Below are 24,734 nucleotides of genomic sequence, written 5' to 3' on the forward strand. Positions count from 1 at the left end.
GGTCAGCCCCTCTTGGCCATCGGCAGCTTGAGCCCGGTCGCGGCGATGATGTCGCGCTGCACCTCGTTGGTGCCGCCGCCGAAGGTCAGGATCAGCGCGGCGCGGTGCATCCGCTCGATCCGGCCGCCGAGCAGCTCCCCGCGCGAACCCGTGCGCACGTAGGCGTTCGTGCCCAGTACCTCCATCAGCAACCGGTAGGCCTCGGTGGCGAACTCGGTACCGAAGATCTTGGTCGCCGACGCGTCCCAAGGCTTCGGGGAATGCTCGACGCCCCAGGCGATCCGCCAGTTCATCAGCTTGAGGAACTCGGCTTTGGCGTGCACGCGGGCCAGATGCAGCTGCACCCACTCCTGGTCGATCACCCGGCGGCCGTCGGGCAGCTTGGTGTTCTGCGCCCACTCGACCACGTCCCGCAACGCGTTGCGCACCGGGGCGGAGGAGGTCAGCGCGACCCGTTCGTGGTTGAGCTGGTTGGTGATCAGCGGCCAGCCCTGGTTCTCCGTACCGACCAGGTTGGCCACCGGTACCCGGACGTCCTCGTAGTACGTGGCGCTGGTCATCACCCCGGAGACGGTGTGCACGGGCGTCCAGGAGAAGCCCGCGGCGGTCGTCGGCACGATGATCATCGACAGGCCCTTGTGCTTGGGCGCGTCCGGGTCGGTGCGGCAGGCCAGCCAGACGTAGTCGGCGTACTGGATCAGGCTGGTCCACATCTTCTGACCGTTGATCACGTAGTCGTCGCCGTCCCGGACCGCCCGGGTGCGCAGCGACGCGAGATCCGTGCCCGCGCCGGGTTCGGAGTAGCCGATCGCGAAATGCGTTGTACCGCCCGAGATCCCGGGCAGCAGCTGGGCACGTTGCTCGGGGGTGCCGAACCGCATGATCGTCGGGCCGACGGTGTTGATGGTCAGGAACGGCACCGGCGCGCCCGCGATCGCCGCCTCGTCGTTGAAGATCAGCTGGTCCAGCGGGGACCGGTCCTGCCCGCCGTACTGTTTCGGCCAGCCCAGCGCGAGCCAGCCGTCCGTGCCCATCTGCCGGACGACCTCCTTGTAGGCGGCGCCGTCGCCGTACTCGCCGCCCTCCGAAGCAAGCGCTTGGCGCCGTTCCGGCGTCATCAGGGCCGCGAAGTAGTCGCGCAGCTCGCGGCGCAGCTCCTCCTGCTCCGGCGTGTACGTGATGCGCATGCACCCTCCCGCGACTGGAACACGTTCTAGTTCACGATAGCGGGTGGTACGGCCCGCGCAAGAGGCCGCGTTACTTCCGGCGGGGTCGGTCGTTGAGGTAGTGAACGTCCGCTACTACTTAGAACCTGTTATCAACCAGACCGGGAATCGGCAGGTCGGCGAGCTTGTCACGTGTGAGAACGTATTCTAGTGTGGCGAGGAACGTACCCGCTCGGCGAGGAGTGTGAGTCCGTGGTGGCAGCTGATCTGGCCGGCAAGGTCGCGGTGGTGACCGGGGCGGGTGCCGGTCTGGGCCGTGCGGAGGCGCTGGCGCTGGCGGCCGCGGGCGCGGATCTGGTGCTCGGCGACCTCACCGAGAACGACGTGGTCGCCGAGGTCGAGGAGCTGGGCGGCAAGGCCGTCTTCGTCCAGGGCGATGTGTCCGAAAGGGACACCGCGGATGCGCTGACGCGGGCCGCGCTGGATCTCGGCGGGCTGCACATCCTGGTGAACAACGCGGGTGTGCTGCGCGACCGGATGCTGTTCAGCATGACCGACGAGGAGTGGGACCTGGTCATCAAGGTCCACCTGCGCGGGCACTTCCTGTTGTCCCGCAACGCCGCCGCGTACTGGCGCTCAAAGTCCAAATCGGATGGTGCGCCGGTGTACGGGCGGATCGTCAACACTTCGTCGGAGGCGTTCCTGCTCGGCTCGGAAGGACAGCCGAACTACGCCGCCGCGAAGGCGGGGATCACCGCGCTGACCCTCACCAGCGCCCGGTCCCTGTCCCGTTACGGGGTCCGGGCCAACGCGATCTGCCCGCGCGCCCGGACCCAGATGACCGCCCAGGTCTTCGGTGACGCCCCCGAGGGCCCGGACCCGCTGGCGCCCGAGCACGTCGGGAAGTTCGTGGCCTACCTGGCCGCACCCGAGGCGGACGCGATCAACGGCCAGGTCTTCGTGGTGCACGGCGAGAACGTGCTGCTGATGGCACCGCCCACAGTGGAGCAACGGTTCACCGGCTTCGACGACATCACAACGGCTTTCGCGAACCGCGACCCGGCGAGGACATTCGCTTGCACGGAGACTTTCAGAGGAGAGTCATGAGGCTGAGCGGCAAGATCGCGATCATCACCGGCGCCGCCCGAGGGCAGGGTGCCGCGGCCGCGCGCCGGTTCGTCGAGGAGGGCGCGAAGGTCACCATCGCGGACATCCGCGACGAGGAGGGCAAGCAACTCGCCGCCGAGCTCGGTCAAGCCACCATCTACCAGCACCTCGACGTGACGTCCGAAGAGGACTGGGCGGCGGCGGTGGCCGAGACGGTGAGCATCTTCGGTCACCCGAGCGTGCTGGTGAACAACGCGGGTATCCTGCACTTCTCGTCCATTGTCGACACCACGCTCGCGGACTACGAGAGAGTGATCAAGGTCAACCAGATCGGTACGTTCCTCGGCATGCGGGCGGTCGTGCCCGGCATGATCGAGTCGGGCGGCGGGTCGATCATCAACGTGTCCTCGGTGGAGGGTATGACCGGTTCGGCGTACCTGACCGCATACACTGCAAGCAAGTTCGCCGTTCGCGGGATGACCAAGGCCGCCGCTCTCGAGCTGGGCAAGCACAACATCCGGGTGAACTCCGTTCACCCAGGCGCGATCGACACCCAGATGGCCAGCGACGCCATGGGCGGCCTCGAGATCGACATGGCCAAGGTGGGCAAACGGGTCGCCGGGCTGCGCCGGGTCGGTACCGCCGACGAAATCGCGAACTTGCAGGTTTTCCTGGCCAGCGACGAGAGTTCGTACTCCACCGGCGGGGAGTTCCTCGCCGACGGTGGCGCGACGGCCGCGAACTCTCTAACTTGACCCGTCTATGAGTAGCACCGGCAAGAGGTCCAAGGTCCCTGGCGCGGCCGCGCTGCGCCAAGTGGGCCGGATCTCGACGCTCGCCTGGGAGGTCACCCGGGCGATCCCGAAGCGGCCGTTCCAGTTCCGCGAGTTCATCCAGCAGTGCTGGTTCTTCGCCAGCGTCACCATCCTGCCCACCGCGCTGGTCGCGATCCCGTTCGGCGCGGTGATCGCGCTGCAGCTGGGGTCGCTGACCACGCAGATCGGCGCGCAGTCGTTCACCGGCGCCGCCAGCGCGTTGGCCATCGTGCAACAGGCAAGCCCGCTGATCACGGCACTTCTGGTGGCCGGCGCGGGCGGATCCGCGGTGACCGCGGACATCGGCGCCCGCAAGATCCGCGAGGAGATCGACGCCATGGAAGTCCTTGGCGTCAACCCGGTCCAGCGCCTGATCGTGCCGAGAGTGCTGGCCGCCATGGTGGTCGCGGTGCTGCTCAACGGGTTGGTCAGCGTGGTCGGCACGATGGGCGGCTACTTCTTCAACGTCATCATGCAGGGCGGCACCCCCGGCGCGTACCTGGCCAGTTTCAACGCCCTGGCACAGCTTCCGGACCTGTGGATCTCGGAGATCAAGGCGGTGCTGTACGGTTTCGTGGCCGGGGTCGTGGCGGCCTATCGCGGGCTGAACCCCGCGGCCGGGCCGAAAGGCGTCGGTGACGCGGTCAACCAGGCCGTGGTGATCACGTTCCTGCTGCTGTTCCTGATCAACGTCGTGCTGACCGGGATCTACCTGCGGATCGTGCCGTCGAAGGGGTTGTGATACCCGGTGACGACTGTGAAGCCCCGGGACCAGGAGCCGCGTGCGGCCATCCTGGAGCTGGTGGCGCGGCCGTTCAACGGGTTGGAGCACCTCGGCAGGCAGTTGTCCTTCCACGCCAGGGCCCTGCTGTGGGCGCCGCGCACGCTTCGCCGGTACGCCAAGGAGGTGCTGCGGCTGCTCACCGAGGTCAGCTTCGGCACCGGGGCGCTCGCGGTGATCGGCGGCACGCTCGGCGTGATGATCGGCATGACCATGTTCACCGGCACGATCGTCGGCCTGCAGGGCTACTCCTCGCTCAACCAGCTGGGAACCGGGGCGCTGACCGGGTTCCTGTCCGCGTACTTCAACACCCGTGAGGTGGCACCGCTTTCCGCCGGTCTCGCGCTGTCGGCCACGGTGGGCTGCGGGTTCACCGCGCAGCTGGGCGCGATGCGGATCTCCGAGGAGATCGACGCGCTGGAGACGATGGCCGTGCCCAGCATGCCGTACCTGGTGACGACCCGGGTGCTGGCCGGTCTGGCCGCGGTGATCCCGTTGTACGCGGTCGGTCTGCTGTCGTCCTATCTGGCCTCCCGCGCGGTGACCGTCTACTTCTACGGCCAGTCCGCGGGCACCTACGACCACTACTTCCACCTGTTCCTGCCGCCCGAGGACGTGCTCTGGTCGTTCCTCAAGGTGGTGGTGTTCAGCGTGATGGTCATCCTGACTCATTGCTACTACGGCTACACCGCCACCGGCGGACCGGCCGGAGTCGGCGTCGCGGTCGGCCGGGCGGTGCGCGCGGCCATCGTGATGCTGTCCATCTTGGACTTCTTCCTGAGCCTGGCCATCTGGGGCTCCACCACCACGGTACGGATAGCCGGATGATCACCCGGCTGCGCTATCACCTCCTGGGACTGCTGTTCCTGGTGATCATGGCGCTGTTCGTGGTCCTGACCATCGCGGGTTACCGCAAGGCGTTCACGCCGGTCGTGATGGTCAGCCTGGAGACCGACCACGTCGGCAACCAGCTGCGCGAAGGCTCGGACGTGAAGGTCCGCGGGATGATCGTCGGCGAGGTCCGGGCCATTCGCGCGACCGGCGACCACGCCGTGCTGGATCTCGCCTTGCAGCCGGACAAAGTGGACGTCATCCCCGCGAACGTGTCCGCGCGGCTGCTGCCCAAGACCCTGTTCGGCGAACGGTATGTGGCGCTGCAGATTCCGGCGCGGCCGGACGCGAAGCGGCTCGGCGCGGGGTCGGTGATCACGCAGGACCGCAGCTCGGTGGCCATTGAGCTGGAACGGGTCCTGGACGATGTCATGCCCGTGTTGCAAGCGGTGCAACCGGAGAAGCTCGCGATGACGCTGAACTCGTTGTCCACCGCGCTGGACGGCCGCGGCGAGCAGCTCGGCCAGACCCTGGTGCAGCTCAACGAGTACCTGACCCGGATCAACCCGTCGCTGCCCAACCTCAACGCCGACATCGCCGCGCTGGCCTCGGTGTCCAACAGCGTGGCCGATGCTGCTCCGGATCTGTTGCAGGCGTTGTCGGATCTCACGGTGACCAGCAAGACCATCGTGGAGCAGCAGGTGAACACGCGGAACCTGTTCGCGCTGATGACCAACGCCTCCATCGACCTCGGCAACTTCCTGCAGGTCAACAAGAACAACCTGATCAACCTCGTGGTGACGGCGAAGCCCACCTTGGATGTGCTGGCCAAGTACGCGCCCGAGTACCCCTGCATGCTCAAGCAGATCGCCGATCGGGTGCCCGCCGCCGAGGCGGCGTTCGGCAAGGGCCAGGAGCACCCGAACATGATGCGCGTGACCCTGGAGTTCACCGGGAACCGCGGCAAGTACCTGCCCGGAGTGGACACTCCCCGGTTCGAGGACAAGCGCGGACCTCGCTGCTACGAACAGGTTCAGCTGCCCGCGGTGTTCCCGCAGTACCCGCCGGGCGGCCCGGTCAAGGACGGCTCGACCAAACCCCCGCCGCCCAAGCAGACCGGCTCGACCCAGATCATCCCCGGCTCGACCTCCCCGCAGGCCGCCGGTTCGGAGTCCGAGCGGGATCTCGTGGGCCTGCTGGTCGCGCCTTCGCTTGGCGTGGCCCCTGAAGATGTGCCGGAGTGGACGAAGTTCCTGTTCGCGCCGGTCTACCGCGGGATGGAGGTGACCGTCCAATGAGGAGCGTCGTCGGCCCGGTCGTCAAGATGACCATCTTCGCCATCGTCACGATCGCCCTGACCGCCCTGCTCGGCGCCACCATCGCGAACAGCAACTTCGGCGGCACCTCGTCGTACAAGGCCAGGTTCACCGACGCGTCCGGCCTCAAGCCCGGCGACGACGTCCGGATCCTGGGCGTCAAGGTCGGAACCGTCGACTCGCTGTCCGTTGTGGACGACAAGTACGCCGAGGTCAGCTTCGACATCGACGCGGGGCGGCGGATCCCGGCCTCGGCCACCGCGATCATCCGGTACCGCAACCTGGTCGGTCAGCGGTACTTGGCGCTGGGCATGGGAACGGGGACGACGGCGTTGCTTGAGCCGGGCGGGACCATCCCGGTCGAGCGGACCACGCCCGCGCTGAACCTCACCGTCCTGTTCAACGGCTTCAAACCGCTGTTCCAGGCGTTGCAGCCGGACGACGTGAACAAGCTCGCGTTCGAGATCATCCAGGTGCTGCAAGGTGAAGGCGGCACCGTCGACAGCATCCTGCAGCACACGGCCACCCTGACCTCGACTATCGCGGGCCGGGACAAGGTGATAGGCGACCTGGTGACCAACCTGAACAACGTCCTCGGCACGGTCAACGGCCGCACCGGCGAGGTCAACGACCTGATCGTCAGCCTCCAGCAGCTGGTCTCCGGGCTTTCCGCGGATCGCAAGCCGATCGGCGATGCCATTTCGGCCCTTGGCTCGTTGACCGACACGACGGCCGGGCTGCTCGACCAGGCGCGGCCGGCGCTGAAACAGGACATCGCGCTGCTGGGACCGTTGGCGGAGACGTTGAACAAACAGCAACCGTTGCTGGACGGGATGCTCAAGGGCCTGGAGAACCGTGCCGACACGTTCACCAGGGCGGTGAGCTACGGCAGCTGGCTGAACTTCTACCTGTGCCGGATGTCCGGGACCGTCGGCGTGTCCTCGCTGAACCTGACGCTGAGCCTGCTGCCGGTGCCGTCCACGCAGATGCCGGAGAGGTGCGGCCCATGAAGGCGGAATTGTTCGGCGGCTCCGCGGGGAAGAGCACGTCACCGCGAAAGGAACGCAACCAGGCCGTTGTCGGCGCGGTCACGCTCGTGACCATCACGCTGGCGACGCTGGCCGTGTTCTTCTCGGACGACCTGCCCATCATCGGCACGGGCGTGACGTACTCGGCGTACTTCAGCGAGGCCGGTGGGCTCGCGGACGGCAACGAGGTGCAGATCGCGGGCGTGAAGGTCGGCGAAGTGTCCAAAGTGGCCTTGGCCCGCAACCAGGTGCAGGTGAAGTTCAAGGTCCGGGATGTCAGGCTGGGCGACCAGACCCGGGCCGCGATCAGCATCAAGACGTTGCTGGGCGAGAAGTACCTGGCCCTGGAGCCCGCGGGCAGCGGCTCGCAGGACCCAGGTGTGCCGATCCCGAAGACCCGGACCACCGCTCCGTACGACATCACCGCCGCGATCAGCGATCTCAGCACGACCGTCGGCCAGATCGACACCACCAAGGTCGCCGATAGCTTCAAAGTCGTCGCGGACACCCTCAAGGACACGCCCGAGCACATGAAGTCCGCTCTGCAGGGCCTGTCCGCGTTGTCCAAGACGATCTCGTCGCGCGATGAGGCCCTGGCGACCCTGCTGGCCAATACGAGCAAGGTCTCGCAGACCCTGGCCGGCCGCAACGCCGAGATCACCAAGATGATCGACGACGGGAACCTGCTGCTGGCCGAGCTGCAGAAGCGCCGGGACGCGATCACCCAGCTGCTCAACGGGACCAAGGACCTCGCCGCTCAGTTGCGTGGCCTCGTCGCGGACAACCGGACCCAGCTGCAGCCGACCCTGCAGCAGCTGGACAAGATCACGTCGTTGCTGCAACGCAACCAGGACAACCTCAGCCGCGGGCTGGCCGCGCTGGCGCCGTTCGTCCGGATCTCCACCAACACCACCGGAAACGGCCGTTGGTTCGAGGGCTATCTCTGCGGGTTGCTGCCGCCGTACATCAACCTCGGGCCGGGTAAGACGAACGGGCTGACCATCAACCCCGATGGCTGCCTGCCGCCGATCTCGGGAGGTGGGCGATGACGTTCAGGACGCCCGCCCGGCTGACCGCGGCCCGGACCGTCGCAATCGCTTGCGTGCTCGGGCTTCTGCTCGCGACCGGGGTCTGGTGGCTGCTGCGGTCCCCGTCCGGGCTCACCCTCAGCGCGTACTTCGACAAGACCGTCGGCGTCTACTCCGGCTCCGCTGTGCGGGTCCTGGGTGTCCCGGTTGGACAGATCACCAATGTCCAGCCCGAGGGCGATCAGGTCAAAGTGGACATGGTGGTGGACTCCGGCGTGCAGATCCCGGCCGGTGCCCAGGCGATCATCGTCGCGCCCAGCCTGGTCAGCGACCGGTACATCCAGCTCACGCCGGCCTACGACGACGGCCCGGAGATGGCGTCCGGCACGGTCATCCCGCGCTCGAAGACGGCGTCCCCGGTCGAGCTGGATGACCTGTACGCCAGCGTGAACAAGCTGACCACCCAGCTCGGTCCCAACGGCGCCAACCAGAACGGCGCCGTGTCGGACCTGCTGAACTCGCTGGCCGGAACCCTGGACGGCAACGGCCAGAACCTCAACGACACCGTCAAGCAACTCGCCGAAGCCGCGACGACGTTGTCCAACTCCAAGGACGACCTGTTCGCGACCGTCGACAACCTCGGCAAGTTCACCGACGCACTGGCCAAAAGCGACAGTGCGGTGCACGCCTTCTACGGCAGGCTCGCGGATGTCAGCACGTTCCTCGCCGACGACCGCCAAGCCGTCGGCGATGCCCTGAGCGAACTGGGAACCGCGCTGACCGATGTGAAGGCGTTCGTGGGGGAGAACAAGGACCTGTTGTCCGCGAACGTCCAGAAGCTCACTGGCGTCACCAAGGCGCTGGTGGACCAACGGGCCGCGATCGCCGAGATCCTCGACGTGGCCCCGGTCGGCGCCACCAACCTGATCAACTCCTACGACGCGGCCTCGGGCACGATCGGCGTGCGGGCGGACCTGAACGAGTTCACCCACCCGCCGATCCTGATGGTCTGCCGGCTGATCGAACAGGGCACGCCCAAGTCCGTGCCGCAAACGCTGACGGACATCTGCAAGAAGCTCGCCCCCGTCCTCGATGGCACCCTCAAACTCCCCACCGTCGCCGAGACCCTGCAGTCCCTCCAGCAGGGCAAGCTGCCGCCGCTTCCGGTGCCGTTGCTGGAAGTGATGTCCAGATGAAGCGGCTCGCCGTCGCACTCGTCCTGCTGCTCTCGGGATGCAGCGTGGGCGGGTTCGGCGGGCTCTACAACACGCCTTTGCCTGGTGGCGCGGACATCGGGGACCATCCGTACAACGTCAAGGCGCAGTTCGGGGATGTGCTCGACCTGGTGCCGCAGGCCAGTGTGAAGGTCAACGACGTGTCGGTCGGCCGGGTGGCGCAGATCGATCTCACGCCGGACAACAAGATGGCGGTCGTGAGCCTGGTGATCAACGGGGATGTCCGGCTGCCCGCCAATGCCCGCGCGGAGCTCCGGCAGTCGAGTCTGCTGGGCGAGAAGTACGTTCAGCTGCGGGAACCCGTTGACGAGGCGCCGCAGGGGGAGTTGACGGAGGGCGCGGTGGTCCCGTTGAACCGCACCAACCGCAACCCCGAGGTCGAGGAAGTCCTGGGCGCGCTGTCGATGCTGCTCAACGGCGGCGGCATCAGCCAGCTGCACAACATCATCGACGAGCTCAACAAGGCCCTGTCCGGCAACGAGGCCCAGATCCGCTCGCTGCTGTCCAATGTGAACACGCTGGTCACCAGCCTGGACGGGCAGCGGGACAACATCGTCCGCGCGATCGACGGCCTGAACAAGCTGTCCGGCACGCTGGTCCAGCAGACCGGGAACCTGACGAACGCCCTGGACAACCTCGCGCCCGGGTTGAAGGTGATCGAGGAACAACGCGGCCAGCTGGTGACCATGTTGCAGTCGTTGGACAAGCTGTCCGGGGTGACGGTGGACGTGGTCAACCGCAGCAAAGCCGACCTGGTCGCGGACCTCAAACAGCTGGAACCGACTCTGCGCAAGCTCGTCGAGACCGGCGACAGCCTCCCGGTCGCGTTGGAGTACCTCGTCACGTACCCGTATCCGTCGTACGCGGTCAACGCGGTGCGCGGGGACTACTTCAACGTGGACGCCAAGCTCAGCCTCGACTTCAGCGAGATGCTCGGCAACATCACCAACTCCGGCCAGACCCTGCTTGCCCCGCCCGGCAAGCCATACGGGAACAACACCGGCCCGATCCCGTTGCCCATCCAGATCCTGCCCGATCCGCCCGCGCCGACCGGGTCTCCCGCGCCGAACCAGTCGCCGCTGGGCGGGCTGCTCGGGGTCCTGCTGGGAGGTGGCTGATGCTCACTCGCGGTGTCCGGATCCGGATCCTGGTGTTCGTGCTGATCGCGGTGGTCGCGGTCGTCTACGCGGGCGCCCGGTACGCGGGCCTTGACCGCTTGTTCGGGGCCACTGGTTACGTCGTTACGGTGCAATTGCCGGACTCTGGCGGGATTTTCACCAATGCCGAGGTCACCTACCGCGGTGTCGCAGTGGGTCGCGTCGGCCAGCTGAAACTCGTGCGGGACGGCGTCGACGTCGAGTTGCAGATGGACTCGTCCGCGCCGGACATCCCGGCCGACACCAAGGCGTTGGTGGCCAACCGGTCGGCGATCGGCGAGCAGTATGTCGACTTGCAGCCAAGTCGAGAAGGCGGCCCGTACCTCACGGCCGGGTCCGTGATCCCGCGCGACCGCACGATGGTCCCGCCCACCGCCGACGCCATGCTGTCCAATTTGGACGGCTTCGTGCGGAGCGTGCCCGTCGACTCGCTGCGGACCGTCGTCACCGAGCTGAACACGGCCTTCGCCAACGCCGGTCCGGACCTCCAGCGGCTGCTGGACTCGGCGGGCCAGTTCACCACCACGGCCTCCGAACACCTGCCACAGACCGCGGACCTGCTGCGCACCGGGCGGACCGTGCTGGAACGTCAACAGGCCGACTCGCAGAAGCTGGCCGACTTCAGCGCCGGACTGGCCAAGATCTCCGCGCAGCTCAAGACGTCCGATCCGGACCTGCGCAAGCTCATCGACGTCACCCCCGGCGTGGCCCAGCAGGTGATCGACATCCTGCGCACGTCCGGCACGGATCTCGGCGTGGTGATGGCGAACCTGCTCACCACGACGACCATCACCACCAGCCGGACGTCCGCGATCGAGCAGTTCCTGGTGGCCTACCCGGTGATCTCGGCGTTCACCCCGAGCACCGCCCCGGACGGCACCGGGCACCTGGGGATCATGCTGAACTTCTTCGACCCGCCGCCGTGCGTGAAGGGCTACGAGGGCACGAAACAGCGCACCGCCAGCCAGACCGACCCGATCCCGGTCAACCGCAACGCCTACTGCGCCGAGCCACCGAACAGCCCGATCGGCGTCCGCGGCTCGCAGAACGCGCCTTTCGGGGGTATGCCGAAGAACGTGCCGCCACCGGCTCCGCAGGCGCCGGGCGTGATCGGGATGTCCTCGGGCGGCGCCGGGCTGCACAGCATGGGCGAGCTGCTGGGATTGCCGCGATGATCGTCCGGGTCCTGGCCGTGCTCGCCGTGCTTTCCGTTGCCGCGGCGGGAGTGAGCGGCTGGTTCTGGTGGAACTCGGCCACAGCGGACTTCGCCGCCGAACGCGACACCGTCCTGTCCGACGGCCAGCGGTACGCGGTCGATCTGAACACAGTGGACTACCACAGCCCGGACTTCGACCGCTGGCGCAACGCGGCGACCGGAGCCCTGCTGGACCGGTTGAACCGCAACCAGGAGAACGACCGGGCCAACGCGGTCGCCAACAAGACCGTGTCCACGGCGAGAGTCGTCACCGCGGCCGTCACGAACCTGAACTCGCACAGCGGGTCGGCGACCATGATCGCGGCACTGGAGATCACCCTCTCACAGGGCGGCGGGCAGGCGACCGCCAAGATCAGCCGGCTGGACATGGACCTGCAGCGCACCGACGCGGGCTGGAAGGTCAGCGGCCTGGAAGTGGTCGGCACATGAAACGCGGGACCACAGCGGGGATCCTGGCCGGGGTGATCGTCCTGTTCGGCTGCCTGACCGGGTACTTCACCCTCGCCGGCCCGCCGCAGCCCGCCAACACGGCCCTGGTGGACGTGGCCGCGACCAACGCCGTGACGGATCAGGTGGGCCGGGCGATCCGGACGGTGTTCTCCTACGACCCGTCCCGGCTCGACCAGACCGCCCAGGCAGCCGGGGAAGTCCTCACCGGCGCGGCCATGGACCAGTACAACTCGTTGTTCGGCAAGGCGAAGGACAACGCGATCGCCACCCAGCAGGTGCTCACCACCGCGGTCCGCTCGATCGGCGTGATCGACATGCACGACGACGCGGCCCGCCTGCTCGTGTTCGTCGACCGTCAGCTCGTCCAGGGCGACAAGCACGAGTCGGCCGTCGCCCAGCTCATCGTGCACGCGGCGAGGTCCGGCGACACCTGGAAGATCACCGAGATCCAGGTTCTCTAGGCGCGAGCGACCGGATCGCCGCGCGCAACCACTGGTGCACCGGGTCGTTCTGCGAGCGGGGATGCCAGGCCTGGCTGATCTGCATGACCGGCAGGGGATCCGGGGTGCGGATGGTCTTGAGGCCCAGGCGGGTCTCGACATACTCGGCGAAGGCGGCGGAGAACAGGCAGACCGCGTCCGAACCGAACAACAGGTGTGCCGCGGTGGTCGCGGTCGGGGCGATGGCGGCCACTTTTCGTTGCAGGCCATGGGTGGCCAGCAGCTCATCGTAGGGACCGTACGACCGGCCGCGCCGCGAGATCGCGATGTACGGGTGGCCGGCCAGGCGCTTCCAGGTCACCTTGCCGCGGGTGAGCGGATGACCGGGCGCGACCACCGGCACCCGGGACTCCCGCCACAACGGTTCCAGCTGGATCTCCGGGCCGAGGTCGTCGAGCACGCCGATGTCCAGGTCGATCGTGCCGTCCCGGAGCGGCTGGATGTCCTCCTCGCCCTGCGGCGCGAACCGCAGCCGCAGCCCGGGCACCTCCTCGGCCGCCATGGCCAGCAGCGGCCCGCCGGTCTGGCTGATCCAGGCGTCGTTGGCCCGCACGGTGAACCTGCGCTCCACAATGGACAAATTGGTCTCGCGGTCGGTGCTCAGCAGCGCACGCGCCTGCTCGACGATCGCGCCCACCTGAGGCGCCAGCGACAGGGCCAACGGCGTCGGCACCAGGCCGCGGCCCGCGCGCACGAGCAGCGGATCATCCAACGCCCGGCGCAGCCGGCCGAGCGCCCGGCTGGTGGCCGGCGCGGAGAGGTGCAACCGCTCGGCCGCGCCGGTGACGCTGCCCTCGCTCAGCAGCGCGTCGAGGACCGTGAGCAGGTTGAGGTCCAGGTCGGTCAAGGTCGCTCCAGGTCGATTGCGTTTTACGCAACTGTCGATTGCCAACGATGCACTGGACGCATGCCTGAGTCGATCTTAGCGTGCGAAGGGCGCGCGGAGGAGCGGGAATGAGTGTGATGACTTCAATGCCACAGCAGGTGAATCAGGTGAATCGCGGTCGACCGGTCACAGCAGGCGGAGGTCCGCGCTGATAGCGGCCGCGGTGTCCCGCAACGGCCGCAACAGCTGGGCCAGGACGTCCTCCTGGGTGCCGCGGCTGATGTGCGTGGACACGTTGACAGCGGCGACAACGCGGTCGCCCGCGCCCCGGATCGGCGCCGCGATGGACCGCAGGCCGTACTCCAGCTCCTGGTCGACCATGGCCCAGCCCTGGGTCCGGATCCGGCCCAGCTCGGCCCGCAGCTCGGCCGGATCGGTGATGGTGCGGTCGGTCCGGGCGGGCAGGGGAGCGGCCAGGAACTCCTCCAGCCAGGCCTCGCTCTGGGCAGCGAGCAGAACGCGACCCATCGACGTGGCGTGCGCCGGGAACCGGGTGCCGACGTCGATCATCACCGTCATGATCCGTTTCGTGGGCACCCGGGCGACGTAGACGATGTCGTGTCCATCCAAAATGGACACCGAACAGGACTCGTTCGCCTCGGCGACGAACTTCTCCAGGTGCGGCCGGGCCACCTCGGGCAGTCCCAGGCTGGACAGGTAGGAGAAGCCCAGCTCGAGGATCTTGGGCCGCAGCGCGAACAACCGGCCGTCGGTACGCACGTAACCCAGCTCTGCCAACGTGTGCAGGAACCGGCGGGCGGCCGCGCGGGTGAGGCCGGTGATCCGGGCGACATCGCTCAGCGTCAGCTCGGGGTGCTCGGCGTCGAACGCGCGGATCACCGCGAGCCCGCGCTCCAGGGACTGCACGAAGTCGCTCACCGCCGCAACGCCCGGTCTATGAGGTCCGAGGCGGCCCCGAGGTAGGCCTTCGGATCCATGGCCGCGTCGATGTCCTGAGTGGACAGCGTGATCCGCGGGTCCTCGATCAGGCACTCCCGCAACGACTTGCCCGAGGCCACCGACTCACGCGCGATCTCGGCCACCAGCTCGCCGTCGCCGACCCGGGTCGAGATCGCCTCGGCCATCACCAGGCCACCGGTGAGGTCCAGGTTGGCGCGCATGCGGTCCGGGTTCACCCGCAGTCCGTCCAGCAGGTCGCGGGTGCGGGCCGTTGCGCCGCCGGTCAGGCGCAGCAACGAAGACAGCGTTTCCCATTCGGCGTGCCAGTTCCCGGCCGCACGCTCGTGCTCCTGCGGCATGGTCGCGAGCATGGTCGACACCAGGCCGGGGATCTGCCGCACGGCGGCGGTGATCAGCACCGACCGGGTGGGGTTCTGCTTGTGCGGCATGGTCGACGAACCGCCGCCGGTGGCCTCGGCGACCTCACCGACCTCGGTCTGCGCCATCAGTGTCACATCGAGCGCGATCTTGCCGAGCACCCCCGCCAGCACACCCAGGGCGCCCGCGAGCGCGCCCATCCGGGTCCGGTTGGTGTGCCAGGGGATCACCGGCGCGGCCAAGCCGAGTTCCGCCGCGAAGGCGTCCGGAATGCCGGCGTCCTGAAGAACCGACAGCGTTCCGACCGCGCCACCAAGCTGGGCCGCCGGTTCGACACGCCGCAGCCCGTCCATGGCCTCGTCCAGCGCCACCAGCCAGCCCGCGCACTTGAGACCGAACACAGTCGGCAGGGCCTGCTGCATCAGGGTCCGCGCGATCATCAGCGTGTCGCGGTGCTCGTCCGCGAGCGTGGCGCACCGATCGGCCGCCGCCTTCGCGTCGGCCAGCACCGGTGTCAGCGCACGAGTGGCGACCAACGAGGCCGCCGTATCCATGATGTCCTGGCTCGTCGCTCCGAAGTGGACATAACGAGCGCAGTCCGGGCGGACCAGTGACCGCAGCCGTTTGACCAACGGCACAACGGGATTGCCAGAGGCGACCGAGCCATGTCCGATCCGGACCGGGTCGAACGCGTCGGCCGAGCAGCAGCGGGCGATGTCCCTGGCGGCATCGTCCGGGATCAGCCCGGCCCGGCCGAGCACGACGGCCAGCGCCCGCTCGGCGTCCAGCAGCGCGACCAGCCAGTCGTGGTCGTCCAGTTTGCCGAACAGTTCGTCGAACACGGCTCCTAGCCTGTCAGGCGGCGCAAGGCGGTCAGCTCCGAGGGGGTGGGTGGCTCGGTGGTGGACAGGTCCGCCGACACCCGCAGCGGCCAGCCGGTGGCCTCGATCGCCTGGGAGACCTCGATTCCGGGGTGCACCTGGGTCAGCACGAACTCGCCGTCCCGCGGCCGCAGCACACCCAGATCCGTGATGATCATACTGGGGCGGCCGGCCGAGGTGACGAAGTCGAGCCGCTCCGCGAAGGTCCGTTTGGACTGTCGCACGATGATCACCACATCCTTGCACGCGGTCGCGATCTCCGGCGCCCCACCGGCTCCGGGCAGCCGCACCTTCGGGTCGGCGTAGTCGCCGATCACCGTGGTGTTGATGCGGCCGTGCCGGTCCAGCTGGGCCGCACCGAGAAAGCCGACGTCGATCCGGCCGGGCTGCAGCCAGTAGTTGAAGATCTCCGGCACGCTGACCAGGGAGTCGGCCGTTTCGGCGAGGATGCCGTCGCCAATGGACAGTGGCAATTGGCCTGGTTTGGCCCCAATGCAGCCGGACTCGTAGATCAGCACGAGGTCCGGCGCGTGCGTGGCGCGGGCCAGATTCGCCGCTGTGCTGGGCAAACCGATGCCCACGAAGCACGAAGTGCCGTCCCGCAAGGAACGTGCGGCGGCGACGGTCATCATCTCATCGGTCGTGTAGGTCATCGGATCTCCGCAAGCCACTGTCCGAACGAGTCACGGTCCCGGCTGATGGCGTCCCACTGCTTGTAGAACTCGTTGTCCCGCACGTAATAGTCGTGCGCGTACGAGGGATGCGCACCTTGGGGGACCTCCGCGACCATCGTGACCACCCAGCCGGGCAGGGTGACCGCGTTCGGCCGCGGCTCCAGCTCGTCCACGATCTCCTCGACCGTGACGAGCGAGCGCTTGGCCGCCAGCACCGCCTCCTTCTGCACCCCGGTGATGCCCCAGAGCTGCACGTTGCCTTTCCGGTCCGCGCGCTGGGCATGCACGATCGTCACGTCCGGGTTCAGCGCGGGCACCGCGGTGAGCACCTCGCCGGTGAACGGGCAGCTGACCGGCTTGATGGTGTCGGTCTGTTTCGGCAGGTCAGTACCGGTGTAGCCGCGCAGCACCGCGAACGGCAGGCCGGAAGCACCTGCCACGTAACGGTTCGCCATGCCCGCGTGGCTGTGCTCCTCGATCTCCAGTGGCACCGGCCAGGAATGCTGAACGGCGTCGCGGAACCGGTGCAGCGAACCGACTCCCGGGTTGCCGCCCCACGAGAAGATCAGCTTCCGCGCGCAGCCGGCGCCGATCAGCTGGTCGTAGATCAGGTCCGGCGTCATCCGCACGAGGGTCAGGTCCGTGCGGCCCTGGCGGATGATCTCGTGCCCGGCGGCGAACGGGATCAGGTGGGTGAAGCCCTCCAGGGCGACTTGGTCACCGTCGTGCACCAGCTCGCCGACGGCCTCGGCGAGCGACGCGATACGGGCCATGAGCTGCTCCTTCATCGACTTGTGCGCAGAGCGAACGCATGTACTTATCCCGAACACTACTCCAGGATGAACCGCTGGGGCTAATGAGACGTAAGTCACTCAAAAGACCCGGAATGAAATCGGGGCGGTTTACGTCATACGGGTGACAGGCGTACGTCTCGTGGGGGTATGCGGGCGCACGCTATGTGAAGGGAGAGGGGCTATGGCGATGAACGCCACCGTGGGGGAGACACCGATCTTCGACGAGCTGCGCGAAGAGTTCGGTCAGTGGGAGCTGGCCGACCTCATCGGCCACGAGGACGACTCGGAATCCTGATCCCTCGGCGTGTCTGACGCTCTCGATCCCCCGGATGTAGTAGCAACGGTGAATGCCCATCGAATGCCTAGCGTGCAGCCGGGGGATCGAGCACTGTCATGGGACGCTCGTCCAGCATGTGGACGCCACCCTCGAATGCACCGACTCCGGCTGCGAAGTTCTGACCGTTGACCAGCACGAACTCGTGCTCGAGTGCTGGCAGGTGACCGGCGGGTGCGCCTGCGCGGAAGTGGAAACGGTCACGAAGGCCGCGTCGTAGGCCGCCAGCCCATCGCCCGGGAAATGCCCTGACCGGCCGCGCGAACCGCCGGGATCAGCGTGCGTGAATCGGTTTCCACCGGCACGACAATGGACAGGGCGGCGATAACGGTGTTGCCCGCATCGCGAATCGGCGCGGCGATCGACTTCGTGATCATCTCCAGCTGCCGGTCGCTCACCACATAACCGTCGCGGCGGGTGGATGCGAGTATTTCTCGCAACTGTGCCACCGAAGAGATGGTCATCTCGGTGAATCGTTCCAGCGGCCGGGCGAAAACCCGGTCCCGCACGTCCGCGTCGGCGTGCGCCAGCAGGACCAGGCCGACGCCGACCGCGTGCAGCGGCATCCGGCTGCCCACCCGGGTCAGGATGTTGACCGCGCCGCGGGCCGAGATCCGCTCCACGTAGACGACTTCGAGGTCGTCGCGCACCGCGAGCTGCACGTTCTGCCTGGTGGCCTCGTAGAGGTCCTCCAGGAACGGCATCGCGCGCTCGCGCAGCGACAGGCTGCCCGGCGACAGAGAGCCGATCTCCAGCAGCCGCAGGCCGATCCGGTAGCGGCCGTCCGTGCCCTTGGTCAGGCCGCCCCACGCGGTCAGCTCGCCGGCCAGCCGGTGCGTGGTGCTCAGCGGCAGCCCGGCCGCGGCGCTGAGCTCCGAGAGGGTGAGCGCGGGCTTGCTCTCGGTGAACGCGTCCAGCAGCAGGAACACCCGGCCCGCGACGGACTTCGTGGTCATGGCTATCAGTGTGCCTTCCATTGAGCGGAAAGTGGACTCGCTGACGTGCCGGTTTTCCGCCAAGGTGGGGTTCATGCGCACCCAGGTCGCCATCGTCGGGGCAGGTCCCGCCGGTTTACTCCTGTCCCATCTCCTGTGGCTGGAGGGCATCGACTCGGTCGTGCTGGAGGCCCGCAGCCGGGAGTACGTCGAGGCTCGGGTCCGCGCCGGTGTGGTCGAGCATCCGAGCGTCGAGCTGTTGCGGGAGGTGGGACTCGCCGACCGGCTGGACCGGGAGGGCCTGCGGCACCAGGGAGTCATCCTCCGGTTCGACGACGCCGACCACCGGATCGACTTCCATGCGTTGACCGGCAAGCAGATCACGGTCTACGGGCAGCAGGAGATCGTCAAGGACCTGATCGCCGCTCGCCTGTCCGCCGGTGCGGACATCCAGTTCGAGGTGTCCGACGTGGCTTTGCACGACCTGGCTTCGGACCTGCCGCGGATCACCTACCGGGATGCCAACGGGGTCAACCAAACCCTTGAGGCGGACCTGATCGCCGGGTGCGACGGCTTCCACGGGGTGAGCCGCTCGTCCATTCCGGACAGCGTGCTGAAAACGTACGACCACGTGTATCCCTTCGCCTGGCTGGGGATCCTGGCCAAAGCCGCTCCATCCAACGAGGAGCTCATCTACTGCAACAGCCCGCGCGGGTTCGCGTTGCACAGCATGCGGTCGCCCGAGCTGACCCGGTTGTACCTGCAGGTCGACCCGCACGACGTGATCGCCGACTGGCCGGACTCGCGGATCTGGGACGAGCTCAACGCGCGGTTCGGGTTCGGGCTGAACGAGGGCCCGGTGGTGGAACGGCTGCTCGCGCCGATGCGCAGCTTCGTGGTGGAGCCGATGCGGCACGGGCGGTTGTTCCTGGCCGGTGACTCCGCGCACATCGTCCCGGCGACCGGCGCCAAGGGGATGAACCTCGCCATCGCCGACGTCCGCGTGCTTTCCCGCGCTTTCAAGGCATTGCTGCAGGATCGGGACTCGTCGCTTCTCGAGTCCTATTCGGACACTTGTCTGCGCCGGGTGTGGCGCGCCGAGCACTTCTCGTACTTCATGACCACCATGCTGCACCGGGCGCCCGGTGCGGACCCCTTCCAGCAGCGGTTGCAGCTGTCCCAGCTGCGGTACACCGCCACCTCGACCGCCGCCGCGACCAGCCTCGCCGAGAACTACGTCGGCCTCCCGTTCGCCTAGGAGGATTTCGTTGTACCGCAAAGACCCTGAGGGAACGCACCCGCCACTCGACTTTCCGGGCTACGGCTCGACCAAGCTGCGGCACCCCAGCCGGCCGCTGGTTCTGTTGCCGCAGAAGCTGACCGAGCTGACCGGCCCGCTGCTGGGCCCGGGCCGGATCGGGCCGCAGGACAACGACCTGACCCTGCGTGAGCCGCAGGGCCAGCGGATCATCGTGCACGGCCGGGTACTGGACGGCAACGGGACACCGATCCCCGACTCGCTCGTCGAGATCTGGCAGGCCAACGCGGGCGGCCGGTACAACCACGTCGAGGACCGCTGGCCGTCCCCTGTGGACCCGAACTTCGACGGCGCCGGCCGGGCGCTGACCGACTCGGACGGCCGCTACACGTTCACCACGATCAAGCCGGGTGCGTACCCGTGGAAGAACCACGACAACGCCTGGCGGCCGGCGCACATCCATTTCTCGTTGTTCGGCCGGTCTTTCACGCAGCGGCTCGTCACCCAGATGTACTTCCCGGACGACCCGTTGTTCTTCCAGGACCCGATCTTCAACTCGGTGCCCGATCCGGTCGCGCGGGACCGGATGGTCTCCCGGTTCGACATGTCCCGCACCAAAGCCAACTGGGCGTTGGCCTTCGAGTTCGACATCGTGCTGCGCGGCCGGGACGCGACCCCGTTCGAGGAAGAGGACGACGACGAATGACGACTCCATCGCAGACCGTCGGGCCGTTCCTGGCGATCGGGCTGCCCTGGCCGGACGGGCCGTTGGTGGTGCCGGAGGGGACTCCGGGCGCGATCCGGATCACCGGTACGGTTTTCGACGGCGCCGGGGCGGCCGTCCCGGATGCGCTGATCGAGACCTGGCAGGCCGATCCTGACGGTTTGTTCAACCATCCCGAGTCCCCGGCGGCGACTTCGTTCCGTGGCTTCGGCCGGTGCCCGACCGATGCACAGGGCACCTATTGGATCCTGACTCTGCCGCCCGGTGCGCTTTCCGGGCAGGCGCCGCACATCGACGTGTCGGTGTTCGCCCGTGGGCTGTTGGACCGTGTCGTCACGCGGATCTACCTCTCGGATGCGCCCGATCCCGTGCTGGATGGTGTTCCCACGGAGCGGCGGCAGACGTTGATCGCGACTGCGACGGCGGACGGGTACCGGTTCGACATCCACCTCCAGGGCGCCGACGAGACGGTGTTCTTCGACTTGTAGAACCCGGCCGCGGGGCCAGGATGGGGTCATGCGGATCGACCACTATCTGGAGTTCCACGCCCCCGCCGCGACCAGCATCGTCGTGGCGGTCAGCGTGTTCGTGCTGGACGAGGCCGAGCGGCTGCTGATGATCCGGCGGGCCGACAACGACCTGTACTCGCTGCCGGGCGGGCCGCAGCAGGTCGGCGAGACCATCAGCGCCGCGGCCGTCCGGCAGGTCAAGGCGGAGACCGGGATCGACATCGAGGTCACCGGGCTGATCGGGATCTACTCGGACCCGGAGCACGTGATCTCGTACGACACCGGGGAGGTCCGGCAGGAGTTCGCGATCGCGTTCCGCGGCCGTGTGCTCGGCGGATCGCCGCACCCCGGCACCGACAGCAAGGAAGTCCTGTGGGTTGAGCAGGCACTTCTCTACGAGCTGACCATTCACCCCGCCGTGCGGCTGCGCATCCAGCACGGGTTCGACGCCTCCCCGGCGCCGTACTACTCCTGACCGCCGTGGTGGACGGGGTGGACGAGGCCACGTTCGCCGAGCCCGCCGAGCGCACCTGCCCGGTCACCAAGGCGCTGGCCGGCAGTCAGACCGGGAACACGCAGAACTCGTTGCCTTCGGGGTCGGCGAGCTGGGTCCAGTGCTCGAAGTGCTCGACGAGGACGGCGCCGGCCCGGATGATGTCCTGGTAGTCGCCGTTGACGTCGAAGTGGACGCGGTTCTTGACCACTTTGGACTCCGGCACCTGCTGGAACCAGATGCGCAAGCCGCCTGTGGCGGGCTGCAGCAGGACGGTGGGGTCGTCTTCGGGGTCGGTGATGCCTTGCTCGCGCAGGCGTTCCAGCTCCCGCTCGCCGTAGGGCGCCACGGCGTAATCGTCCAGCACCTGGGCCCAGAAGCGGGCGAGGGCGGCGGGGTGGTGGCAGTCGATGACCAGGTCGCGCAGGTGGGCCATGGGAACCAACCTACCGGCGGGTGGCCGGGGTTTTCCCGGCCACACCTGCCGCGAGACTTTCACCCACTGACGTCCCATGCGCGGTGGAGCCGGTGGGTGTGACTCGGGGCTGGTCACCACGGGGGGCTTTGGTGACCAGCCCTTTCGTCAGGGGGGACATCGCGCTGGATGATCGGGGCGTTACACCCCGGAGCCGAGGTGTGTGAAGAACGCACCAGTAGCCGGTGACATGCGCGTCGGGGACCGATGACGGAACTCACTATCGATTCAGGTGCTCGCTCACCAGGATTTAGCGCTATGAACAGGGAGTACGAGGCCTACGTGATGGCTGATCCGTCGTTCTACGACGCGATGCACTCCGTCGCGACCGCCGGTGAGTCCTTCGCCGCCGCCTCCCGGCCGTTGCCCGATGGCTGGGAGCGCTACGAGCAGGACGACTGGTTCGTGTTCTCTCCCTCGTTCGTCACCGGCCTGCCCCTGCAGGGCTGGAAGATCCACGCGAGCGCCGCTCAGGGCAACGCCGCGCAGGTGGTCGAGACCATTTCCGACTACTGCGTGGAACGCGGCATCCACTTCAAGTTCCTGCGCTCCCAGCAGGCCCTGATCGCCCGGATCTCCAAGTACGCGCCGCGCGGGTTCAGCGGCAAGCTGGTCACGATCTACCCGGTGAACGACGCGCACTGCGAACAGATCCTCACCGAACTGGGCGAACTGCTCGACGGCCAGCCGAGTCCGTACATCCTCACCGACCTGCGCTGGGAACGCGGGCCGTTGTACGTCCGATATGGAGCGTTCGCCAACCGGTACACAGTGGACCCGGCCACCGGTGAGGTGGTCGCCGCGATCGCCCAGCCGGACGGCACCCTCGTCGCGGACCGCCGCGACCCGGTGTTCTACATGCCGCCCTGGGTCACGTTACCGGACTTCCTCAAGCCCCAGCTGGAGAAGCGCAACGCGGTCAAGACCGTCGGCCTGCCCTACACGTTCGAGCAGGTCATCCACTTCTCCAACGGTGGCGGCATCTACGTCGGCAAGGACTCCGACGGCCGGGAGGTCGTGCTCAAGGAGGCCCGCCCGCACGCCGGTGTGGACGCCTGGGGCCACGACGCAGTGCACCGCCTGGAACGCGAGCACAACATCCTCCGCCGGCTGGCCGGGATCCCCGGCATCCCCGAGGTGTACGACCTGTTCTGGCTGGGCGAGCACCGGTTCATGGTGATGGAGTACGTCAAGGGCACCACCATCGCCAGTTCCATCACCAGCAAGTACCCCCTGATCAACCCGGCCGCGACGGCCGAGGACCACGCCCGGTTCACCGAATGGGCCGTGCACGTGTACGAACAGGTCGAACAGACCGTGAAAGCCGTGCACGAGCGCGGGATCGTCTACGGCGACCTGCACCTCTACAACATCGTGGTCCGCGAGGACGACACGATCGCGTTGCTGGACTACGAGGTCGCCACGCCGATCGAGGAGGAGACCCGGCCCGGCCTGGGCAACCAGGGGTTCACCGCCCCGCGCAGCACCACCGGTTACGCCATCGACGAGTACGCGCTGGCCTGCCTGCGGCTCGCGCTGTTCCTGCCGATGACCAACCTGGTCGGGCTGCACCGGGTCAAGGCCCGGCACTTCGCCGAGATCATCGCCGAGCATTTCCCTGTGCCCCAAGGCTTTCTGGCCAAGGGCGTGGACGTGATCGTCCCTCCGGGGACTCCGGCGACGACGAGTCCCGAAGTTCCGGCCGACCCTGCCCGATGGCCGGAACTTCGGGACCAGCTCGTCCGCGCGATCGTCGCCAGCGCCACCCCGGACCGCGAGGACCGGTTGTTCCCCGGCGATCCCGAGGTGTTCGCAGTCGGTGGGCTCGGCTTGGCCTACGGCGCTGCGGGTGTCCTCTACGCCCTGTCGGCCACCGGCGCCGGCCGGTTCGAGCAGTACGAGGAATGGCTGCTGCGGCACGCCAAAATGCCGTCCTCGGGCTCCCGGCTCGGCCTGTACGACGGGCTGCACGGCGCCGCGTTCGCGCTGGACCACCTGGGATACCAGCAAGAAGCACTGGACACAGTGGACATCTGCCTGCGCGAGAAGTGGGAGTCGCTCGGGCCGGACCTGGCCGGTGGCCTCGCCGGCGTCGGCCTGAACCTGCTGCACCTGGCCGACCGCACGGGCGAACCCGCGTTGCGCGTGGCCGGGATGCGGGCGGCCGAACTGGTCGCCGAGCGCGAGCACAAGGACGACGACTCTGGCATCAGCGGCGGCGCCCATCCGTACGCGGGCCTCCTGCGCGGCCGTTCCGGTCAGGCGCTCCTGCTGATCCGGGCCTACGACGAGACCGGTGACAAGTCCTATTTGGACAAGGCCGCCGTCGCGCTCAAACACGACCTCGGCAAGTGCTACCTGCGGGACAACGGTGTGCTGGAGGTCAACGAGGGCTGGCGGACCATGCCGTACCTCGACGTCGGCAGCGTCGGCATCGGCGTGGTACTCGACCAGTACCTGGCCCGGCGGCACGACGACGAGTTCGTCCAGGCGAACCGGGGCATCGAGCTGGCCGCGAAGTCCACAATGTACATATTGCCCGGGCTGCTGTCCGGCCGGGCGGGCATCCTGGCCTACCTCGCCAGCCGCCTGCCCGCCGACGACCCCCTCGTGGTCAAACAGATCCGCAACCTCGCGTGGCACGCCTTGCCGTACGGCGAGGGAATGGCCTTCCCCGGCACGGGCCTGCTGCGCCTGTCCATGGACCTGGGCACCGGCACCGCCGGGATCCTGCTGGCCCTGGGCACCGCGCTGCACGACGAGCCCGTGCGCATCCCCCTGCTGACCGTGTCCGCGCGGTCGGCTCCCCAGACGCCCACGCCATCCGGTGCGGGTTCGTAACACCCCCGACAAGGAGAACGAA

26 protein-coding genes are annotated in these 24,734 nt (G+C 67.9%); 18 read left to right on the forward strand and 8 right to left on the reverse strand.

Annotated features, from left to right (window positions below; genetic code table 11):
* Nucleotides 1-2 precede the first annotated feature (2 nt).
* Nucleotides 3-1,187, reverse strand: a complete 1,185-nt coding sequence (locus AB0J95_RS30630; RefSeq protein ID WP_364765373.1) for an acyl-CoA dehydrogenase family protein — start codon at nt 1,185-1,187, stop codon at nt 3-5.
* A gap of 231 nt (nt 1,188-1,418) precedes the next feature.
* Here AB0J95_RS30630 and AB0J95_RS30635 point away from each other — a divergent pair, with 231 nt between their 5' ends.
* From AB0J95_RS30635 to AB0J95_RS30690, 12 genes are read left to right on the forward strand one after another with little or no spacing between them, the layout of a single operon-like run.
* The gene (locus AB0J95_RS30635) at nt 1,419-2,273 is read left to right on the forward strand and encodes a 3-oxoacyl-ACP reductase (protein WP_364765376.1); all 855 of its coding nucleotides are present in this window, start codon (nt 1,419-1,421) and stop codon (nt 2,271-2,273) included.
* The gene (locus AB0J95_RS30640; RefSeq protein ID WP_364765379.1) at nt 2,270-3,028 is read left to right on the forward strand and encodes a glucose 1-dehydrogenase; all 759 of its coding nucleotides are present in this window, start codon (nt 2,270-2,272) and stop codon (nt 3,026-3,028) included. Before AB0J95_RS30635 ends, AB0J95_RS30640 begins: the two co-directional genes overlap by 4 nt.
* A gap of 7 nt (nt 3,029-3,035) precedes the next feature.
* Entirely contained in the window at nt 3,036-3,830 is a 795-nt protein-coding gene (locus AB0J95_RS30645; protein ID WP_364765382.1) for an ABC transporter permease, read from the forward strand.
* 6 nt (nt 3,831-3,836) lie between these two features.
* Nucleotides 3,837-4,697: an ABC transporter permease gene (locus tag AB0J95_RS30650; RefSeq protein WP_364765385.1), complete on the forward strand. Its 861-nt coding sequence runs from the start codon at nt 3,837-3,839 to the stop codon at nt 4,695-4,697.
* Nucleotides 4,694-5,998 carry an MCE family protein gene (locus tag AB0J95_RS30655; protein ID WP_364765388.1) on the forward strand — a complete coding sequence of 435 codons (1,305 nt, stop codon included), beginning with the start codon at nt 4,694-4,696 and terminating at the stop codon, nt 5,996-5,998. The genes AB0J95_RS30650 and AB0J95_RS30655 overlap by 4 nt, the downstream gene beginning before the upstream one ends.
* Nucleotides 5,995-7,026, forward strand: coding sequence for an MCE family protein (locus AB0J95_RS30660; protein WP_364765391.1), 1,032 nt, complete (start codon nt 5,995-5,997; stop codon nt 7,024-7,026). Before AB0J95_RS30655 ends, AB0J95_RS30660 begins: the two co-directional genes overlap by 4 nt.
* Nucleotides 7,023-8,093 carry an MCE family protein gene (locus AB0J95_RS30665; RefSeq protein WP_364765394.1) on the forward strand — a complete coding sequence of 357 codons (1,071 nt, stop codon included), beginning with the start codon at nt 7,023-7,025 and terminating at the stop codon, nt 8,091-8,093. Before AB0J95_RS30660 ends, AB0J95_RS30665 begins: the two co-directional genes overlap by 4 nt.
* A complete protein-coding gene (locus AB0J95_RS30670) occupies nt 8,090-9,268 on the forward strand; it encodes an MCE family protein (RefSeq protein ID WP_364765397.1) in 1,179 nt (392 codons plus the stop codon). Before AB0J95_RS30665 ends, AB0J95_RS30670 begins: the two co-directional genes overlap by 4 nt.
* Nucleotides 9,265-10,425, forward strand: coding sequence for an MCE family protein (locus AB0J95_RS30675; protein WP_364765400.1), 1,161 nt, complete (start codon nt 9,265-9,267; stop codon nt 10,423-10,425). Before AB0J95_RS30670 ends, AB0J95_RS30675 begins: the two co-directional genes overlap by 4 nt.
* Nucleotides 10,425-11,639 carry an MCE family protein gene (locus AB0J95_RS30680; protein WP_364765403.1) on the forward strand — a complete coding sequence of 405 codons (1,215 nt, stop codon included), beginning with the start codon at nt 10,425-10,427 and terminating at the stop codon, nt 11,637-11,639. The genes AB0J95_RS30675 and AB0J95_RS30680 overlap by 1 nt, the downstream gene beginning before the upstream one ends.
* Nucleotides 11,636-12,109, forward strand: coding sequence for a hypothetical protein (locus AB0J95_RS30685; protein ID WP_364765406.1), 474 nt, complete (start codon nt 11,636-11,638; stop codon nt 12,107-12,109). Before AB0J95_RS30680 ends, AB0J95_RS30685 begins: the two co-directional genes overlap by 4 nt.
* A complete protein-coding gene (locus AB0J95_RS30690; RefSeq protein WP_364765409.1) occupies nt 12,106-12,591 on the forward strand; it encodes a hypothetical protein in 486 nt (161 codons plus the stop codon). The genes AB0J95_RS30685 and AB0J95_RS30690 overlap by 4 nt, the downstream gene beginning before the upstream one ends.
* On the opposite strand, the gene AB0J95_RS30695 is transcribed toward AB0J95_RS30690, so the two are convergent.
* The 5 genes from AB0J95_RS30695 to AB0J95_RS30715 all read right to left on the reverse strand — a co-directional run bounded on the left by AB0J95_RS30695 (nt 12,569) and on the right by AB0J95_RS30715 (nt 17,122).
* Nucleotides 12,569-13,477 (reverse strand): LysR family transcriptional regulator, encoded by a 909-nt coding sequence (locus tag AB0J95_RS30695; protein WP_364765412.1) that lies wholly within the window; start codon nt 13,475-13,477, stop codon nt 12,569-12,571. The genes AB0J95_RS30690 and AB0J95_RS30695 overlap by 23 nt on opposite strands.
* Before the next feature lie 165 nt (nt 13,478-13,642).
* Entirely contained in the window at nt 13,643-14,395 is a 753-nt protein-coding gene (locus AB0J95_RS30700; RefSeq protein WP_364765415.1) for an IclR family transcriptional regulator C-terminal domain-containing protein, read from the reverse strand.
* Complete coding sequence (pcaB, locus tag AB0J95_RS30705) at nt 14,392-15,636, reverse strand: 3-carboxy-cis,cis-muconate cycloisomerase (RefSeq protein ID WP_364765418.1); 1,245 nt, start codon at nt 15,634-15,636, stop codon at nt 14,392-14,394. Before pcaB ends, AB0J95_RS30700 begins: the two co-directional genes overlap by 4 nt.
* Before the next feature lie 5 nt (nt 15,637-15,641).
* On the reverse strand, nt 15,642-16,328 hold the full coding sequence (locus AB0J95_RS30710; RefSeq protein ID WP_364765421.1) for a CoA-transferase: 687 nt from the start codon (nt 16,326-16,328) through the stop codon (nt 15,642-15,644).
* A complete protein-coding gene (locus AB0J95_RS30715) occupies nt 16,325-17,122 on the reverse strand; it encodes a CoA transferase subunit A (RefSeq protein ID WP_364765424.1) in 798 nt (265 codons plus the stop codon). The genes AB0J95_RS30710 and AB0J95_RS30715 overlap by 4 nt, the downstream gene beginning before the upstream one ends.
* A gap of 368 nt (nt 17,123-17,490) precedes the next feature.
* On the opposite strand from AB0J95_RS30715, the gene AB0J95_RS30720 reads away from it, so the two are divergent.
* Nucleotides 17,491-17,697: a hypothetical protein gene (locus tag AB0J95_RS30720; RefSeq protein ID WP_364765427.1), complete on the forward strand. Its 207-nt coding sequence runs from the start codon at nt 17,491-17,493 to the stop codon at nt 17,695-17,697.
* Here the strand turns inward: AB0J95_RS30720 and AB0J95_RS30725 are convergent.
* Nucleotides 17,678-18,433, reverse strand: coding sequence for an IclR family transcriptional regulator (locus AB0J95_RS30725; RefSeq protein ID WP_364765430.1), 756 nt, complete (start codon nt 18,431-18,433; stop codon nt 17,678-17,680). The genes AB0J95_RS30720 and AB0J95_RS30725 overlap by 20 nt on opposite strands.
* Nucleotides 18,434-18,506: 73 nt before the next feature.
* Between AB0J95_RS30725 and AB0J95_RS30730 the strand changes: the two genes are divergently transcribed.
* From AB0J95_RS30730 to AB0J95_RS30745, 4 genes are read left to right on the forward strand one after another with little or no spacing between them, the layout of a single operon-like run.
* Nucleotides 18,507-19,670: a 4-hydroxybenzoate 3-monooxygenase gene (locus tag AB0J95_RS30730; protein ID WP_364765433.1), complete on the forward strand. Its 1,164-nt coding sequence runs from the start codon at nt 18,507-18,509 to the stop codon at nt 19,668-19,670.
* Nucleotides 19,671-19,680: 10 nt separating this feature from the next.
* Complete coding sequence (pcaH, locus tag AB0J95_RS30735; protein WP_364765436.1) at nt 19,681-20,376, forward strand: protocatechuate 3,4-dioxygenase subunit beta; 696 nt, start codon at nt 19,681-19,683, stop codon at nt 20,374-20,376.
* The gene (gene pcaG / locus AB0J95_RS30740) at nt 20,373-20,882 is read left to right on the forward strand and encodes a protocatechuate 3,4-dioxygenase subunit alpha (RefSeq protein ID WP_364765439.1); all 510 of its coding nucleotides are present in this window, start codon (nt 20,373-20,375) and stop codon (nt 20,880-20,882) included. The genes pcaH and pcaG overlap by 4 nt, the downstream gene beginning before the upstream one ends.
* A gap of 28 nt (nt 20,883-20,910) precedes the next feature.
* A complete protein-coding gene (locus AB0J95_RS30745; RefSeq protein WP_364765442.1) occupies nt 20,911-21,378 on the forward strand; it encodes an NUDIX domain-containing protein in 468 nt (155 codons plus the stop codon).
* Nucleotides 21,379-21,463: 85 nt separating this feature from the next.
* Here AB0J95_RS30745 and AB0J95_RS30750 read toward each other — a convergent pair whose 3' ends face one another.
* Nucleotides 21,464-21,832: a VOC family protein gene (locus tag AB0J95_RS30750; RefSeq protein WP_364765445.1), complete on the reverse strand. Its 369-nt coding sequence runs from the start codon at nt 21,830-21,832 to the stop codon at nt 21,464-21,466.
* A 297-nt stretch (nt 21,833-22,129) separates the two neighbouring features.
* Here AB0J95_RS30750 and lanKC point away from each other — a divergent pair, with 297 nt between their 5' ends.
* Nucleotides 22,130-24,712 (forward strand): class III lanthionine synthetase LanKC, encoded by a 2,583-nt coding sequence (gene lanKC / locus AB0J95_RS30755; RefSeq protein WP_364765448.1) that lies wholly within the window; start codon nt 22,130-22,132, stop codon nt 24,710-24,712.
* Nucleotides 24,713-24,734 lie beyond the last annotated feature (22 nt).

This window comes from Actinocrispum sp. NPDC049592, assembly GCF_040675465.1.
Taxonomy (GTDB): Bacteria; Actinomycetota; Actinomycetes; order Mycobacteriales; family Pseudonocardiaceae; genus Kibdelosporangium.